We start from the raw sequence: 14,437 nt of genomic DNA, 5'->3' as shown, positions 1-14,437 counted from the left end.
TTGCTTGTTTTTGTTTCTTCATTAAATACTTTTTTTACTTCGATAAACAAAATATGATGTCCTTGAATTTCTTTAATGGTGAAGATGAACCCTTCTTCTTCAATCTCATCTCCCTTTTTGGCATCAAAATTTCGTGTTAAAAACCAGCCACCTATCGTATCCATTTCATCGTCCGATAAATTTGTACCAAGAGTATCATTTACTTCACCAACTAATACTTTGGCATTAAATAAATAATGATCATTATTTATTTTTCGAATTTCTGCCACTTCGTCAATATCATATTCATCTCTAATTTCACCGACAATTTCCTCAAGAATATCCTCAACCGTCACTAATCCTGATGTTCCACCGTATTCATCAAGTAAAATGGCCATATGCGATCGTTCCTTTTGCATTTTTACCAATAAATCATGGATGGGTATTGACTCAATGACTCGAATTACAGGTTTTAATATTCGTTTAAGGGTAGTATTTTTTAAAAGTTCTTCCTTCGTAATATCTTCCGTTAAAATTTCCTTAATATTAATCAAGCCTAATATATTATCCTTATCACCATCGACTACTACCGGGTAACGTGTATATTTTTCCTTTTTTATGACATCCCTTACCGTTTCAATACTATCGTTCATATCCAACGTAATCATTTCTGTCCTGGGAACCATGATTTCTTTTGCAAGTCTTTCATCAAATTCAAAAATATTATTTACGTATTCCAATTCACTTTTGTTAATCTCTCCACTTTCATAGCTTTCTGAAAGGAGTATGCGCAGCTCCTCCTCTGAAAGTCCTAATTCATTTTCAGAAACCCCTTTAAATCCAAACCATCCAACAAGCACGCGAGCGGAATGATTTAATATCCATATAAACGGATACATAACTTTATAAAAAAAGATCAATGGTTTAGAGAATAAAAGTGTTATTTGTTCCGCTCTCTGAATGGCTATAGTTTTTGGAGCTAACTCGCCAATAACAACATGTAAAAATGTAACAGAAGCAAAGGCTAATCCAAACGATAAAACATGGGCTACTGCCTCATTTAGCTCCAGCATCTGAAATAAGGGCAATAATAAACTTTCTACTGTTGGTTCCCCCAGCCAACCAAGTCCCAAAGCAGTAACGGTGATACCAAGCTGACACGCCGATAAATATTCATCCAAGTGTGTGGTCACATGTTTAGCAGCTTTTGCTCCTTTTATACCTTCTGCGATTAACTGTTCAATTCTTGATCCCCTAACCTTGACGATAGCAAATTCGGTTGCAACGAAAAATCCAGTTAAGGCAATGAGTAAGGCGATAAGAAAAAGATTCATGGTTATCAATAGCAAACCTTACAGCATGTAAGGCTTCCACCTCCATCATTATGATGTATACAAAAGGATCCATTTTATTGAAGGTAAGCTGCATTAAGATTAAATGCAGCTTTCCTTTATTCTTCCTATTTTAAGTTTTCCTATATTGAATGCAAATTATGACACTTTTGTTTCGACTTTCCCCTTTTCAACTCCTTGATCCTTGGATAGGAACCATCCAGCAGCTGCAATTGCTACCAGCACACCATAAAACGTTAATTTCCATTCAGTTGAATGAGCAAATTCTTCACTTAATATAGCGAGTGCCGGATGTGATAGTGTGTACACAGCTAGCTTAACACCAACCCAGCCAACAATAGCAAAGGCGGCGATTTCTAATCCTGGTCTTCTCTCTAATAACGTAACAAATTGATTTGCTGCAAAACGCATGATAATTAATCCAATAATACCACCGGCAAAAATGACTAAGAATTTCCCGCCATCAAGACCACCGATATTAGGTAGAGGAGTCTCTGGCAAAACGACTGCAAGTGCAACTGCCGCTAAAATAGAATCAACTGCAAAGGCGATATCTGCTAATTCGACTTTAAAAACTGTTGCCCAAAATCCACTCTTCTTAACAGGTTTAGGCTCCAGATTACTATCCGATTTTCCTTTAATAGCGACTTTTCGAACAATATGGTTGATAGCCATAAATAAAAGATATAAAGCCCCTATGGCTTGAACTTGCCATACATCCACAAGGAACGAAATGACGAAGAGCGAAATAAATCTGAACACAAATGCACCAGCTAATCCATAAAATAAAGCTTTCTTCCGTTCTTCTTCCGGTAAATGTTTTACCATAATTGCAAGGACTAATGCATTATCTGCTGCTAACAACCCTTCCAATGCAATTAGTACTAGTAATACCCATCCGTATTCCAGCAATAGAGAAAAATCCATTAATAAATCCTCCTAATAAAATAAGTTTTTTTCTAAAACATCCCTTTGCTGCAACTAAAAAAGACCTTTACCAAGGAAAAAGTGATTTACTTTTTCCAGCGATAAAGGCCTCAAAAAACACAAAAAGACCTTTACCGTTTTGCAGTAAAGGTCTTGCTAACAACATCACGTTGCCAATAAAGCCGGAGAAACGAATTTCTCGGAATGACGACTTTATTGTACAGCTACTCCCCTTTAAAAGGAAATATTTTATTACTACAACTATATGATAAAACCAAAGATGTGTCAATGACAAAATTCAACATAAAGCGTAGCGATGCAAACTGTAGGAAATACTTTACATATTTGTGAATTTAACCGTAAAATAATAAATAATTACAAATAATAAATAGGATACTAACGATGGAACCATTTCGTGTGTTTGCTAAAAAAGGATGTGTCAGCATTTGGAGAATACTAAAAAGAAAAAGAAAAAATCTCATTTCCCGATTCGCTTAAACCTACTTTTTTTCAGCGTTTTTATGTTATTTTCCATTCTAATTTTACGTTTAGGCTTTGTTCAAATTGTGTATGGGGAGAATTTTAAACGTGAATTAGAAAGAAAAGAAGATATAACCATTAATAACCCTGTTCCAAGGGGGAAAATGTTTGACAGTAATCACCGTGTGATTGTTGATAATGTACCAAAACGTGCTATTACATATACCAATATGGGCGCAAGCCAAAAAGAAATGCTTCAAACAGCAGAAAAATTAGCGCAGTTAATCGTTAAAAACCCTGATAAAGTAACTGAAAGAGATAAAAAAGATTTTTGGTTGATCAAAAACCTTAAGAAGGCTGAAGCAAAAATTACTGAAAAAGAATATTCATTATTTAAGGCAAAAAAATTAAAAGATAATGATCTTTATAAACTAAAACTTGATCGGATTACTCCGGAAGAAATAGCACAATTTACCCCAGAGGAGCTTGAGGTGCTCGCCATTTACCGTGAGTTATCTAGTGGTTACAAATTCACACCGCAAATTGTCAAGAATGATGATGTTACCCCTGAGGAGTTTGCGATTGTTAGTGAAAACTTACAATCGCTCCCAGGTGTTGATACCACGACTGACTGGGACCGATCCTATACATTTGACCAAACATTAAAATCGATTCTAGGGAATGTAACAAAAACAGATGAAGGACTTCCGGCAGATCGACTAGATCATTTTTTATCACTTGGGTATAACCGTAATGACCGAGTTGGAAAAAGCCAGCTTGAACTACAATATGAGGATATCCTTCATGGACACAAAGCAAAGGTTAGAACGGTCACGGATAAACAAGGCAATGTTATCGAAACAGAAGTGGTTTCAAATGGAAAAAGAGGCAAGGACATGGTCCTGACGATTGATATGGATTTACAAATAGCGGTAGAGAAAATCATCGAAGAAGAGCTTTGGGCATTGAAAAAAACTCCTAATACCGTTTTATTGGATCGAGCCTATGTCGTTTTAATGAATCCGAATAATGGCGCAGTCCTAACAATGGCCGGAAAAAGAATCGTTAAAAATAAAGAAACCGGGCAGGTTGAAATGCAGGATGACGCACTTGGTACAATTACCACCACCTACAATGTAGGCTCATCCGTGAAGGGTGCCACCATTTTAACAGGCTATAAGACCGGGGTCATAAAACCGGGAACGAGAATTGATGATTCAGGTATAAAAATTAAAGATACTCCACTAAAAAGTTCATATTCCTATTTAGGTATATTGAATGATGTCGATGCATTAAAACTATCTTCTAACGTTTATATGTTCCATACGGCAATTAGAATTGGTAAAGGAAATTACCAATTTGATCAGCCGTTAAATCTTGCATCTAACACGGGTGAAATTATCAGAAATTCTTTTGCAAGCTTCGGACTCGGTTCAAGAACAGGAATTGACCTGCCAAATGAATCAAGTGGATTAAAAGGTACTAGCAAGCTGCCAGGACACATAATGGATTTAGTGATTGGACAGTATGACACCTATTCCCCGATGCAGCTGGCGCAATATATTTCAACAATTGCGAATGGCGGCAATCGCATGAAGCCACATATTGTCAAAGAAATCCGTGAGCCAAACGATGATACTGATGAATTAGGTCCAGTTTTTCAAGAGATTAAACCCACTGTTCTCAATACCATTGATGCTGAACGTTTCTGGATGGACCAAGTACAATTAGGCTTTAAAAAGGTTTATCAAGAGCCAGGTGGAACAGCGTTTAGACGATTTGCCGGTGTCTCATACTCTCCTGCAGGTAAAACCGGCACAGCTGAGGCATTCTATGATGGTCCTGAACGCGCTAAGTTCGGTAAGGAACCACCACCTGTTATGAACCTTAGTTTGGTCACTTACGCCCCTAGTACAAATCCTGAAGTGGCAATGGCTGTCATTGTCCCATGGGCTTACCAAGGAACGAATGATAATGGGGCAAACTTCCTAATTGGTAAAAGAGTCATGGATACATTTTTTGAAATGAAGAAAAATTAATGTGAAAGCGCCTGGCAGTTTTATTACCAGGCGCCTTTTTGAGCATTATTGAAGTACCGTAGGATCTACTCTATTGAATTGGTAAAACATAGAGCAAAACACAGAAAAAGTGAAGCACGGTCGCTGCAATTACAAATAGATGCCAGATGGCATGGTGATATTTAAAGCCGCGCCATACATAAAAAATCGCCCCAAAGGTGTAAAGAAGCCCGCCTATCATTAATAAAGTCATACCCTGTGAGGGGAGTTTATCCGCTAAGGGATTCCATACGAAAACCATCATCCATCCCATAACTACATAGAGAATGGTGGAGGTAAAAAGATACTTTTTTGCAAAAAAGCATTTAAATACTGTTCCTGCAACGGCTAATCCCCAAACAACCCCAAATAATGTCCATCCTAAAGACCCTCTAACGACAACCAAGAGGAATGGTGTGTATGTTCCTGCTATATAAAGGTAAATAGAGGAGTGATCAAAAATTTCAAATAGATCTTTGACTTTTCCTTCTGGAAAACTATGAACCAATGTCGAGGACATAAATAGAATGAACATGGATGCTCCATAAATTGTAAAACTGACGATATGCCAAGCATTTCCATATAGGGATGCAAAAACGATTAATATGACCAGTGCGGCAATACTAAGCATTGCACCGATTCCATGAGTAATTGAATTGGCAACTTCCTCTTGCCGTGAAAAAACATGTGTATTTGCCATTTCTCTGTACTCCTTTTTCAAAACTATGAATTCTTTATTTTCTCCATTAATTCTATTATGCGCTTTTTGGGGCTCCAACAGTTAAATTTATAATTTGTTTTTGTTTCGAACCCTAAACGGGTGCAGAAATAAACCAGTCCGACTGTTTTTTTCTCTGCTTGAAAATGTCTGCAGGTGGCACAACAATGGAAATCCTTCACATTTTTCTCTCCATAAAGATTTCTGGATCATCGAGTGTCTGAAAACCGTATTGTTCATATAGTCCATGTGCGTCATAGGTGCATAACATCATTTTTCGGACATCTTTTAGCTCAGATTCCCCAATCATCGTTTCCATCATCCATTTTGATAGTCCTTTTCCCCGATATTCAGGGAGTACAAATACATCCATAATCCACGCAAACCTAACAAAATCGGTTACTGCTCGTACAAAGCCTATTTGTTTTGCATCCCCTTTTTCAGGATCAGCCTCATACATCCCAAAACAAATCGAGGATTTTTCAATTGATTTTTTCACTTTTTCCAACGATATTCCTTTAGCCCAGTATGAATCAACACTCAAAAACTGGTGAATCACATTTGTATCAAGATATTGCTTATCCGTACTAAGAATAAAACCATCTTTTACCCAATTAGACATTGTCCATCACCTTCCCGGTTTTTGGAATAACCCAACCTTCAGTTATTATGGGGTATACTTACTTCCTTTCCTGTCAATAACAATACCAATCACTAATTCAAAAGAGGTGTTAAGGTATGAAGGGAATTTATTTTATCAATGATCGGATCAGTTTAAACGGTCTTTCTAAAGAAGAAAGCTTAAAACTCCAAGAACAAACCATGCTGCCTTACATTCAAAAGTCCAAAATTGAAATGGTAAAGTTAAATCCTTACCAACTTCACAATTATTACACCATTCCTCATGCCCTTTTATATGATTTGAAAAAACATAGAAATATTCTAGATTGTTTCATCCTCTATTCTCCAGAAATAATGGATGACTTTATAAATTCGTATCCTTCGAAATGGTTGATCCTAAAAAGCTTTTTTAATGAGATTGTTACCATGAAAGAACGAAAAGATCATCCTTTTAAGTTTATCGTTTAGTCCACCGATTCCTTTGACATTCTACGATACATAATCACGATATACACCAGAAAAACAACTAGAATATATCCACCATACAAACCAAAGGAAAACAGCTTGTTGCTAGTAAATGAAGCTCCTGCGTATGACAAGATTAAAATGTTAGGTAATTTTCCTATTGTGGATGCACTAAAGAAAATGAACCCATTCACTTTGCTTAAGCCACCAATGATATTGACAACAGGCGCTGGGATAATGGGAATCAAACGGCAGGTTAAGATTGCCAAAAAAGAATTCCGATTTAGATAGGCTTCATATTCCTCGACTTTTGGTTTGTTCATTAACTTTGCCTGTGCATAGTCACGAAAACCATATCTGCATAAGAAAAAGAATGCCATCGTTCCAATCATTGCACCTGTTAGGGAAACGACCACACCTTGTGTTGTCCCAAATACACCACCAATGACACCAGCTAGAACAGGAAAAGGAATAACAGGGAAAAAAACACAAATGGCGACAAGCAGTACGCTAATTAAAAGAGAAAGTATTCCACCTTCTTGAATTATAGTAAGTAATTCATCCTTTTGAAATATGCCAATCACCACGATTATGATTAAAATTGATATACTACTTATTCTTTTACCCATCATTTACTCCTAACCCTTTAGCATTTCGCTGTGTTAAACTCGACTGTTGATTTGAGCTCCAGGCGCTATGCTTTCCGCGGGCGGTCCGGGGAGCCTCCTCGGCGCAGAAGCGCCTGCGGTGTCTCCCCTGCCCCGTCCTCCCGCAGGAGTCGAGCGCCTTCCGCTCAAATCAACAGGTTATAAAATCAACAGTACCTATTAACACAGCCTAGCATTTAAAAATGCATATGCTCTTCTAACTTAAGTATAAATCTAATTGGTCTTTTCATAAACTATAAATTTTCTGTTTTTTTGAGCAGAAAAGGACCTTTATCGTTTGGATAAAGTGAGAATATGTAGTAGTTGGTTTACAGTGAAATTAGTTGAATGTAGAAATATTGTAACAAACCAACCACCAAAACAGATTATGAGAAATTTATAATAAACCTATAGAAGCATTTTTAATGGTTTTAAATAGTATTAAAAATATGATGAATCTTGGTGATGATAATGCAAGGAATAAGTAAAGGACATCCACATGGAATGGGGCACCCCCATGCAAAAGGCCACCCTCATGGAGTGAGCAAGGGAATTGATTATGATGTGAATCCGTTTATTGTAATCTGGGAAGTAACGCGAGCATGTCAATTGAAGTGTGTACACTGCCGGGCTGATGCCCAGTTAACACCTGATCCTCGTGAATTAACTCATGAAGAGGGTATTAATTTAATTGATCAAATCTATGAAATGGATAATCCAATGCTTGTTTTCTCTGGTGGTGATTGTATGATGCGGGAAGACCTTTTTGAGCTTGCGGATTACGCAGTTAAAAAAGGTATGCGAGTTAGTATGACTCCAAGTGCAACTCCAAATGTTACCAAGGAAAAAATGAAGCTTGCACAGGACGTAGGTCTTTCACGCTGGGGCTTCAGCCTTGATGCACCAACAGCGGAAATACATGATAAATTCCGTGGAGTTCCTGGATCTTTCGACCTTACACTTGAAAAAATTAAATACTTAAATGAATTAGGAATGCCTTTACAAATAAATACCGTTATCTCTCGTTATAATTATGACCACCTTGAGCATATGTCTAAGCTTGTTGAAGAGCTTGGTGCAGTCATGTGGTACATCTTCTTGCTGGTACCAACTGGAAGAGGTCAAATGGATGCTTGTATTACACCTGCAGAGCATGAAAAAGTATTTCGCTGGTTGTATCAATTAAGTAAAACTGCACCTTATGATATCAAAACAACCGCTTCTCAACACTACCGTCGTGTAGTGTTACAAGAAAAAGCTCGTGACCATGTAATTGAAAAAGGCGAAATTCGCTATGAAGATTCCATCACAACTGACTTTGCTTCGATGCATGATGGTTTAAAGCGTGCACCAAAAGGTGTAAATGATGGAAATGGTTTTGCCTTCGTTAACCATATTGGTGATGTAATGCCAAGCGGCTTACTGCCAATCGTTGGTGGTAATATTCGTGAAACTCCGTTAGCAGAAATTTATCGGGAAGCAAAAGTATTTAAAGATCTAAGACAGCCAGATAACTATAAAGGCAAGTGCGGCGTTTGTGAATTCAACAAAATTTGCGGCGGCTCTCGTTCAAGAACATATGCGGTAACCGGTGACTATATGGAAAGTGAACCATTCTGCGTTTATATTCCACAATCAATGCGTAAAAAAGCTGAACAAACCGTATAAAAATTAAGGCATTCCAATTGGGATGCCTTTTTACATGCAATTAAACAGGTATTGTTGTATTACTATCTTCGATTTTTGAAAACCGCGATATTTTCCATTATCATGATCATAGGAGTAACTTTATCAAAATTAAAAAAAAGAAATAAGGTGTTTAAAATATGATTAGATTTATGGGGATTACAAATGAAAATACAATTGTAGAACAGGATTCTATTGAAAATCTAAACTTTATTGACTATAAATGGTTTTGGGTTGATTTTAATGGACCAAGTGAGGAAGAGGTAAGTCATTTAATTAAAACTTTTCATTTTCATCCCCTAGCGGTTGAAGATTGTATATACCACTCAACTCAAAGACCTAAACTAGATTACTACGAGGACTATACTTTCTTTATTACCCATATTGTTCGTGAGAATGAAAATGAAATCATAAAAGAAGAGTTGGATTTTTTTTTAGGAGAAAATTTTATCATTACCTTCCACCTAATGCCCTCGATGGAAGTCTTCCAAGTGGTGGATAGATTAACGGCCCGGAAAAACATTGAAGAGTTTACAAGTCATCATGTGTTTTATGAAATATTGGACAAAATCGTAGACAACTACTTCCCGATTATTTACAAAATCGAAGATAAATTAGATGAGATTGAAGAAAATACCCTTAATAAACCAATGAACAATTTATTAAAGGAATTATTTGATACAAGGTATCTGCTCTTAAATCTAACGCATACCGTTAATCCAATGCGTGATCTTCTCTATCGGATGCTAAACTCTCAACATTTGAAAAACATTACAAAAAGGAAAGAATATTTCTCTGACATTCATGATCATCTGTTAAAATTATCAGAAATGTTGATGGCAAACAGGGAAATCACGGCTGATATCCGAGATAATTACCTATCTATGAATTCACACCAAACAAATAATGTAATGAAAGTTCTTACCATTATGACGTCTATTTTTGCTCCGTTAACCTTTATTGCCGGTATTTTTGGAATGAATTTTCAAGATATGCCCGAATTATCCTGGAAGTATGGCTATCCATTTTCACTCTTGTTGATGGGCAGCGTCGGTGTGTCATTGATTTTTTGGTTTAAGAAAAAGGGATGGTTTTAAGCATTGTTATCGAATAACTTGTTTCATAATCAAAAAAGACTAGGCAGCTAGTCTTTTTTGATTCATTCCCAATTTTCATAGGTAACCGTTCCACCAGTTAGATCAATTGTATTACGCTCTCCCTTATAGTAGATCCTTCCGTCTTTTTCAAGAATATAATTTTCATACGTAAAAACCTCTTTCCCATCTGGAAGATGGATGACAACTTTTGAACCTAGATTTTCATCAGGTGCTTCAATTTTTATCGTACTTTGATAATAATGCTTAAACAAGAAGAAACCTGCTGTTACTATTATTAAAGTTAGTATAAAAAAAAATGGCCTCTTCCATGAAAATTGCTTCGTTTTTTGGTGATATAATTCAATTCTGGTCATTTTTCTCTCCCATTTGCATCATAGATTTAATTTTTCTAATTATTCACTTTCCCTGGTTTTTATCCTTGAAATCGATAAATTCAAACACTACCTAGACTATGCAAGCACACAAGAAAAGTTGACGGTTTTCAATTAGTTTTGTATCGATTGATTTTTTGGTTATGATGTTATAATAGGTAAGACAGTTATATTTGATAGGAGGTTTTAACTTTGTTAAACAAGAATACAGAGGAAACAATGAAATTACTCGTGGATTTAGTATCAATACCAAGCCCATCTGGAAATACAAATGAAGTAATTTCATATGTTGAAAAATACCTTGCTAATTTAAACGTTGAAACGATAAGAAATAGGAAAGGCGGTCTTATTGCAACATTAGAAGGAAAAGATTCTAGTAAGCACCGCATGCTTACAGCACACGTGGATACGCTCGGGGCAATGGTTAAGGAAATAAAGTCTAATGGCAGGCTGAAAATCGATTTGATTGGGGGTTTTAAATATAACTCAATCGAAGGAGAATACTGTCTGATTGAAACAAGCAGCGGCAAGAAAATGACAGGTACAATTTTGATGCACCAAACCTCCGTTCATGTATATAAGGACGCTGGAAAAGCGGAACGCAACCAAGACAATATGGAAATACGACTTGATGAAAAAGTACATAATGCAGAAGATATTAGGGCACTAGGAATCGAGGTTGGCGATTTCGTTTCTTTCGATCCGCGGGTAGAAGTCACTCCTAGCGGCTTTATTAAATCCCGCCATTTGGATGACAAAGCTAGTGTAGCCATTTTACTTCAACTGATTAAACAATTAAAGAGTGAAAACATTCAATTACCTTATACGACCCATTTCTTAATTTCAAACAATGAAGAAATTGGTTACGGTGGAAATTCCAATATTCCCCCTGAAACAGTAGAATATTTAGCGGTTGATATGGGCGCTATGGGTGATGGACAGTCAACAGATGAATATACAGTATCTATCTGTGTAAAAGATGCAAGTGGACCTTATCATTATGAACTCCGTAAAAATTTAGTGAGACTTGCCGAAGCTAATGATATTAAATATAAGCTCGATATCTATCCCTTTTACGGTTCCGATGCATCAGCAGCCATCCGCTCTGGTCACGACATCGTTCATGGGTTAATTGGTCCTGGGATTGATTCATCCCATGCTTTTGAACGTACACATGAATCATCGATTGAAAATACAGCCAAGCTTTTGCTTCATTACGTTCAATCAAGTTTAGTCATCTAAGAAATACTCTGTTAAAAAAAATGCAAGATGCAGACGCATCCTTGCATTTTTCTTTTTACATCAAAGGTTTACTCCTTAAATATTTTACTGTATTCTAAATATATAGATAATATAATCCATCTAGAATCCACATCTAGCATCCTATTTTAATCAAAAGAAGGTGTTGAGATGTTTTTTCATTTGATCGCTGCCATCCTCTTCTGGACGATTCCATTCTTCATACCTGCAATTTCTGAAAAGTATATGGTGTCTATTGTAACCATGGGTTTTATCGCCTTACTCATATTTCTCAAAAATCTATATTTCTATGTAAACCATCAATTCCTAATAAAAGCAAAAGAAGCAGAAAATGAAAATATTAGTAATCTGTCATCGTTTAAAGGAAAATTTGTCATGATTCGGAATGAAGAATCACCACTTTCTGATGAATTCACTTTTATGATTTTTAATAATGGATCCATTGAAGTCCCCTTATTTTGCCGAAACTTCAATGTAATTCAAAAAGCCACAAAAGCCAATAATGAGTTAATCATTTATTATAAAGATTATATCCTCATAAATGTTGAGGAAATTGAAAAGACACCAAATCGATAAACGGCTGGTGCCTACTTCCTGACTAAATTATTCTCTTAACATTGCCTTTATCTTTTCATTATGCTGTTTAGACTGCTCTAATAATAGATTTAATAACTCAGTAGCCTGATTATCATTTTTCGCTTCAACTGCTGTTTTTAAATCATGATAGGTCTTCCAATTTCCCATGGCTTTATCACCATGTGCTTTTTGGACAAATTCCTCTTTCGTTATCTGTCCTTCATCTAATTGCTTTTTTAGTTCCTTAATTTTCCCCATCTTTTCTTGCTTCCACTTTTCACGTTTTTCAGCATTCTCTGGACTTAACCACTTATTTCTTAATTCCTTTTTTTCTGCTAATACCTTTGTCCATTCAGCTTTTTTATCTGGGGTATATTGATCAACCCATGCTAGAAGCTTTTGTTCACGTTCTGCCATTTTTTCCTGCCAGTTATTGTGATTATGTTCTTTACCTTCTTCACCATCCTTATCCCCCTCTTTATCATGAGGACTAGGTGCAGCTGGTTTTTCAGTCTCATCTGGCGCCTGAACATTTGCTGATGTTATACCTGGCATTGCTAGGAGTAGTCCTAACACAATTATCAACATTCTTACTTTCATTTTAATCTCCTTCTTTCATGATAATCACTTCAAAATTTAACCAGTCTTTAATTGGCACGAAATTATCATTCCCTTTATGTCGAAAAAAATTTACCAATTCGACATATTTATTCAAAAATAATACTTGTTAATTTTAAACAATTATCGTATTCTATGAATATAGAAGATATGTGAAATACTTCACAATGTGTGAGCGAAAAGCTCTATATTTTTTGTCACATAATGTGAAGTGTTTCACAATAGAAATCGTTGAAAAACTTACTTATTGTTAGGAGAGGGTTTAAATGAAGAGACCAAAAATAGTAATCTTAGGTGCTGGTTACGGTGGCATTATTACAAGTAAGAAGTTAGAAAAATTGTTAAAATCCGGCGAAGCAGATGTGACTTTAATTAATAAACATGAATACCACTATATTACTACTCAACTGCATAAAACAGGCGCTGGGACTGCAGCCGATCGTCAAATTGCCATGGAGATTCCAGAGTTGATTAATCCTGAAAAGACAACCTTTAAAAAAGGCAGTGTTACTTCAGTCGATGTCCAAAAACAAGCAGTACACCTTGAAGGTGGCGAAACTGTAGAATATGATTATCTCTTAATCGCATTAGGTTTTGGTATTGAAACATTTGGTATCCCTGGCATTAAGGAACATGCCTTTGCCATTCGCAGCTTTAGAAGCACGAAGGCTATCTATAACCAAATTATCAGACAACTTTCTCTTTATAAAGAAGATAAAGATCCATCCCGTTTAACCTTTGTTGTTGCTGGAGGCGGATTTACTGGAGTAGAAATGTTAGGAGAATTATCTGAAGGACTTCCTAAGCTTTGTAAAAAATATGATGTCCCATTCGAGCATGTAAATATTGTAGCAGTTGAGGCTGCACCATCCGTCATTCCGTTTTTCCCTAAGGAATCAGTTAAATACACAACCGAAGTTTTAGAAAAATTTAATGTACAAATGTATATGTCCACTAAAATCTTAGAATGTACACCTGAAAAGGTCGTACTTGAAAACAATTTAGAGATTCCGACTAAGACATTAATCTGGTCTTGTGGTGTAAAAGGAAATCCAATTGTTCAAAACTGTGGTATTCCATTAGAAAAAGGCAAGCTCCCTGTTGATTCCTTCCTTCGTGTTAACGGTAAGAATAACATTTTTAGTATTGGTGACTGTTCTTTATTCATGAAGGATGAGAAAAATGCCCTTCCACCAACTGCACAGGTTGCTTTACAAGAAGCAGATGTTTGTGCAAAAAATATTGTATCTACCTTACGTGGAGAAAGCTTAAAATCTTTTGAATATCACCACAAAGGATCAGTTGCATCCATTGGTAACTTTGCAGCAGTTGGAAAGGTTGGAAACTTTAGATTATCAGGATTATTTGGAGCCTTTATGAAACAAGTAATTGAAGCTAGATATTTATTAAACCTTGGTGGTCCTGCGCTTATCATTAAACAACACTTGAGATTTAGTAAAGAACCAGTAAAAGTGACTGCTAAGCAGTAATTTGTATTAAAGAGCATCCCGTTTTCCCGGGTAAAAAAGGGTTCCCTCCCCTTGCATCCCATTGAATAGATT

The 14,437-nt window shown here is 36.2% G+C and carries 14 protein-coding genes; 7 read left to right on the top strand and 7 right to left on the bottom strand.

The genetic code is table 11. The features are described from left to right. Positions 1-1,313: hemolysin family protein (locus tag V7124_RS02270; protein ID WP_335485469.1), on the bottom strand; the 1,313-nt coding region annotated here is incomplete at its 3' end. A gap of 156 nt (positions 1,314-1,469) precedes the next feature. Further along, on the bottom strand, positions 1,470-2,258 hold the full coding sequence (locus V7124_RS02265) for a TerC family protein (protein WP_335485466.1): 789 nt from the start codon (positions 2,256-2,258) through the stop codon (positions 1,470-1,472). A gap of 521 nt (positions 2,259-2,779) precedes the next feature. On the opposite strand from V7124_RS02265, the gene V7124_RS02260 reads away from it, so the two are divergent. Next, entirely contained in the window at positions 2,780-4,777 is a 1,998-nt protein-coding gene (locus V7124_RS02260; RefSeq protein ID WP_335485736.1) for a peptidoglycan D,D-transpeptidase FtsI family protein, read from the top strand. A 70-nt stretch (positions 4,778-4,847) separates the two neighbouring features. Here V7124_RS02260 and trhA read toward each other — a convergent pair whose 3' ends face one another. Both trhA and V7124_RS02250 read right to left on the bottom strand, forming a co-directional pair. Then, positions 4,848-5,495 carry a PAQR family membrane homeostasis protein TrhA gene (trhA, locus tag V7124_RS02255; protein WP_335409383.1) on the bottom strand — a complete coding sequence of 216 codons (648 nt, stop codon included), beginning with the start codon at positions 5,493-5,495 and terminating at the stop codon, positions 4,848-4,850. 196 nt (positions 5,496-5,691) lie between these two features. After that, on the bottom strand, positions 5,692-6,135 hold the full coding sequence (locus V7124_RS02250) for a GNAT family N-acetyltransferase (RefSeq protein ID WP_335485463.1): 444 nt from the start codon (positions 6,133-6,135) through the stop codon (positions 5,692-5,694). Positions 6,136-6,251: 116 nt separating this feature from the next. Between V7124_RS02250 and V7124_RS02245 the strand changes: the two genes are divergently transcribed. Next, on the top strand, positions 6,252-6,602 hold the full coding sequence (locus V7124_RS02245; RefSeq protein ID WP_335485460.1) for a hypothetical protein: 351 nt from the start codon (positions 6,252-6,254) through the stop codon (positions 6,600-6,602). On the opposite strand, the gene V7124_RS02240 is transcribed toward V7124_RS02245, so the two are convergent. Further along, the gene (locus V7124_RS02240; protein ID WP_335485457.1) at positions 6,599-7,228 is read right to left on the bottom strand and encodes a TVP38/TMEM64 family protein; all 630 of its coding nucleotides are present in this window, start codon (positions 7,226-7,228) and stop codon (positions 6,599-6,601) included. The two genes, V7124_RS02245 and V7124_RS02240, sit on opposite strands and share 4 nt — an antisense overlap. Positions 7,229-7,750: 522 nt before the next feature. Here V7124_RS02240 and V7124_RS02235 point away from each other — a divergent pair. After that, positions 7,751-8,914: a TIGR04053 family radical SAM/SPASM domain-containing protein gene (locus V7124_RS02235; RefSeq protein WP_335485732.1), complete on the top strand. Its 1,164-nt coding sequence runs from the start codon at positions 7,751-7,753 to the stop codon at positions 8,912-8,914. A gap of 158 nt (positions 8,915-9,072) precedes the next feature. Continuing rightward, positions 9,073-10,029 (top strand): magnesium/cobalt transporter CorA, encoded by a 957-nt coding sequence (corA, locus tag V7124_RS02230; protein ID WP_335485454.1) that lies wholly within the window; start codon positions 9,073-9,075, stop codon positions 10,027-10,029. A gap of 62 nt (positions 10,030-10,091) precedes the next feature. On the opposite strand, the gene V7124_RS02225 is transcribed toward corA, so the two are convergent. Beyond that, a complete protein-coding gene (locus tag V7124_RS02225; RefSeq protein WP_335409376.1) occupies positions 10,092-10,403 on the bottom strand; it encodes a hypothetical protein in 312 nt (103 codons plus the stop codon). A 237-nt stretch (positions 10,404-10,640) separates the two neighbouring features. Between V7124_RS02225 and V7124_RS02220 the strand changes: the two genes are divergently transcribed. Beyond that, positions 10,641-11,663: a M42 family metallopeptidase gene (locus tag V7124_RS02220; RefSeq protein ID WP_420490499.1), complete on the top strand. Its 1,023-nt coding sequence runs from the start codon at positions 10,641-10,643 to the stop codon at positions 11,661-11,663. Positions 11,664-11,831: 168 nt separating this feature from the next. Continuing rightward, positions 11,832-12,257: a hypothetical protein gene (locus tag V7124_RS02215; protein WP_335485449.1), complete on the top strand. Its 426-nt coding sequence runs from the start codon at positions 11,832-11,834 to the stop codon at positions 12,255-12,257. Between the two features lie 27 nt (positions 12,258-12,284). Here V7124_RS02215 and V7124_RS02210 read toward each other — a convergent pair whose 3' ends face one another. Further along, positions 12,285-12,857, bottom strand: a complete 573-nt coding sequence (locus V7124_RS02210) for a hypothetical protein (protein WP_335485446.1) — start codon at positions 12,855-12,857, stop codon at positions 12,285-12,287. A 284-nt stretch (positions 12,858-13,141) separates the two neighbouring features. On the opposite strand from V7124_RS02210, the gene V7124_RS02205 reads away from it, so the two are divergent. After that, the gene (locus V7124_RS02205; protein WP_335485443.1) at positions 13,142-14,365 is read left to right on the top strand and encodes an NAD(P)/FAD-dependent oxidoreductase; all 1,224 of its coding nucleotides are present in this window, start codon (positions 13,142-13,144) and stop codon (positions 14,363-14,365) included. The last annotated feature ends 72 nt before the right edge of the window (positions 14,366-14,437 follow it).

It is taken from the genome of Neobacillus niacini, from assembly GCF_036961885.1.
Lineage (GTDB): Bacteria > Bacillota > Bacilli > Bacillales > Cytobacillaceae > Neobacillus > Neobacillus niacini_H.
This window is presented reverse-complemented; position numbering and strand designations above follow the sequence as displayed.

What these genes read in the sequence shown, in the direction of transcription:
- V7124_RS02265 (WP_335485466.1), bottom strand. Translation starts at nt 2,258, where the DNA reads ATGGATTTTTCTCTATTGCTGGAATACGGATGGGTATTACTAGTACTA.
- V7124_RS02260 (WP_335485736.1), top strand. Translation starts at nt 2,780, where the DNA reads ATGTTATTTTCCATTCTAATTTTACGTTTAGGCTTTGTTCAAATTGTG.
- trhA (WP_335409383.1), bottom strand. Translation starts at nt 5,495, where the DNA reads ATGGCAAATACACATGTTTTTTCACGGCAAGAGGAAGTTGCCAATTCA.
- V7124_RS02250 (WP_335485463.1), bottom strand. Translation starts at nt 6,135, where the DNA reads ATGTCTAATTGGGTAAAAGATGGTTTTATTCTTAGTACGGATAAGCAA.
- V7124_RS02245 (WP_335485460.1), top strand. Translation starts at nt 6,252, where the DNA reads ATGAAGGGAATTTATTTTATCAATGATCGGATCAGTTTAAACGGTCTT.
- V7124_RS02240 (WP_335485457.1), bottom strand. Translation starts at nt 7,228, where the DNA reads ATGGGTAAAAGAATAAGTAGTATATCAATTTTAATCATAATCGTGGTG.
- V7124_RS02235 (WP_335485732.1), top strand. Translation starts at nt 7,751, where the DNA reads ATGGGGCACCCCCATGCAAAAGGCCACCCTCATGGAGTGAGCAAGGGA.
- corA (WP_335485454.1), top strand. Translation starts at nt 9,073, where the DNA reads ATGATTAGATTTATGGGGATTACAAATGAAAATACAATTGTAGAACAG.
- V7124_RS02225 (WP_335409376.1), bottom strand. Translation starts at nt 10,403, where the DNA reads ATGACCAGAATTGAATTATATCACCAAAAAACGAAGCAATTTTCATGG.
- V7124_RS02220 (WP_420490499.1), top strand. Translation starts at nt 10,641, where the DNA reads ATGAAATTACTCGTGGATTTAGTATCAATACCAAGCCCATCTGGAAAT.
- V7124_RS02215 (WP_335485449.1), top strand. Translation starts at nt 11,832, where the DNA reads ATGTTTTTTCATTTGATCGCTGCCATCCTCTTCTGGACGATTCCATTC.
- V7124_RS02210 (WP_335485446.1), bottom strand. Translation starts at nt 12,857, where the DNA reads ATGAAAGTAAGAATGTTGATAATTGTGTTAGGACTACTCCTAGCAATG.
- V7124_RS02205 (WP_335485443.1), top strand. Translation starts at nt 13,142, where the DNA reads ATGAAGAGACCAAAAATAGTAATCTTAGGTGCTGGTTACGGTGGCATT.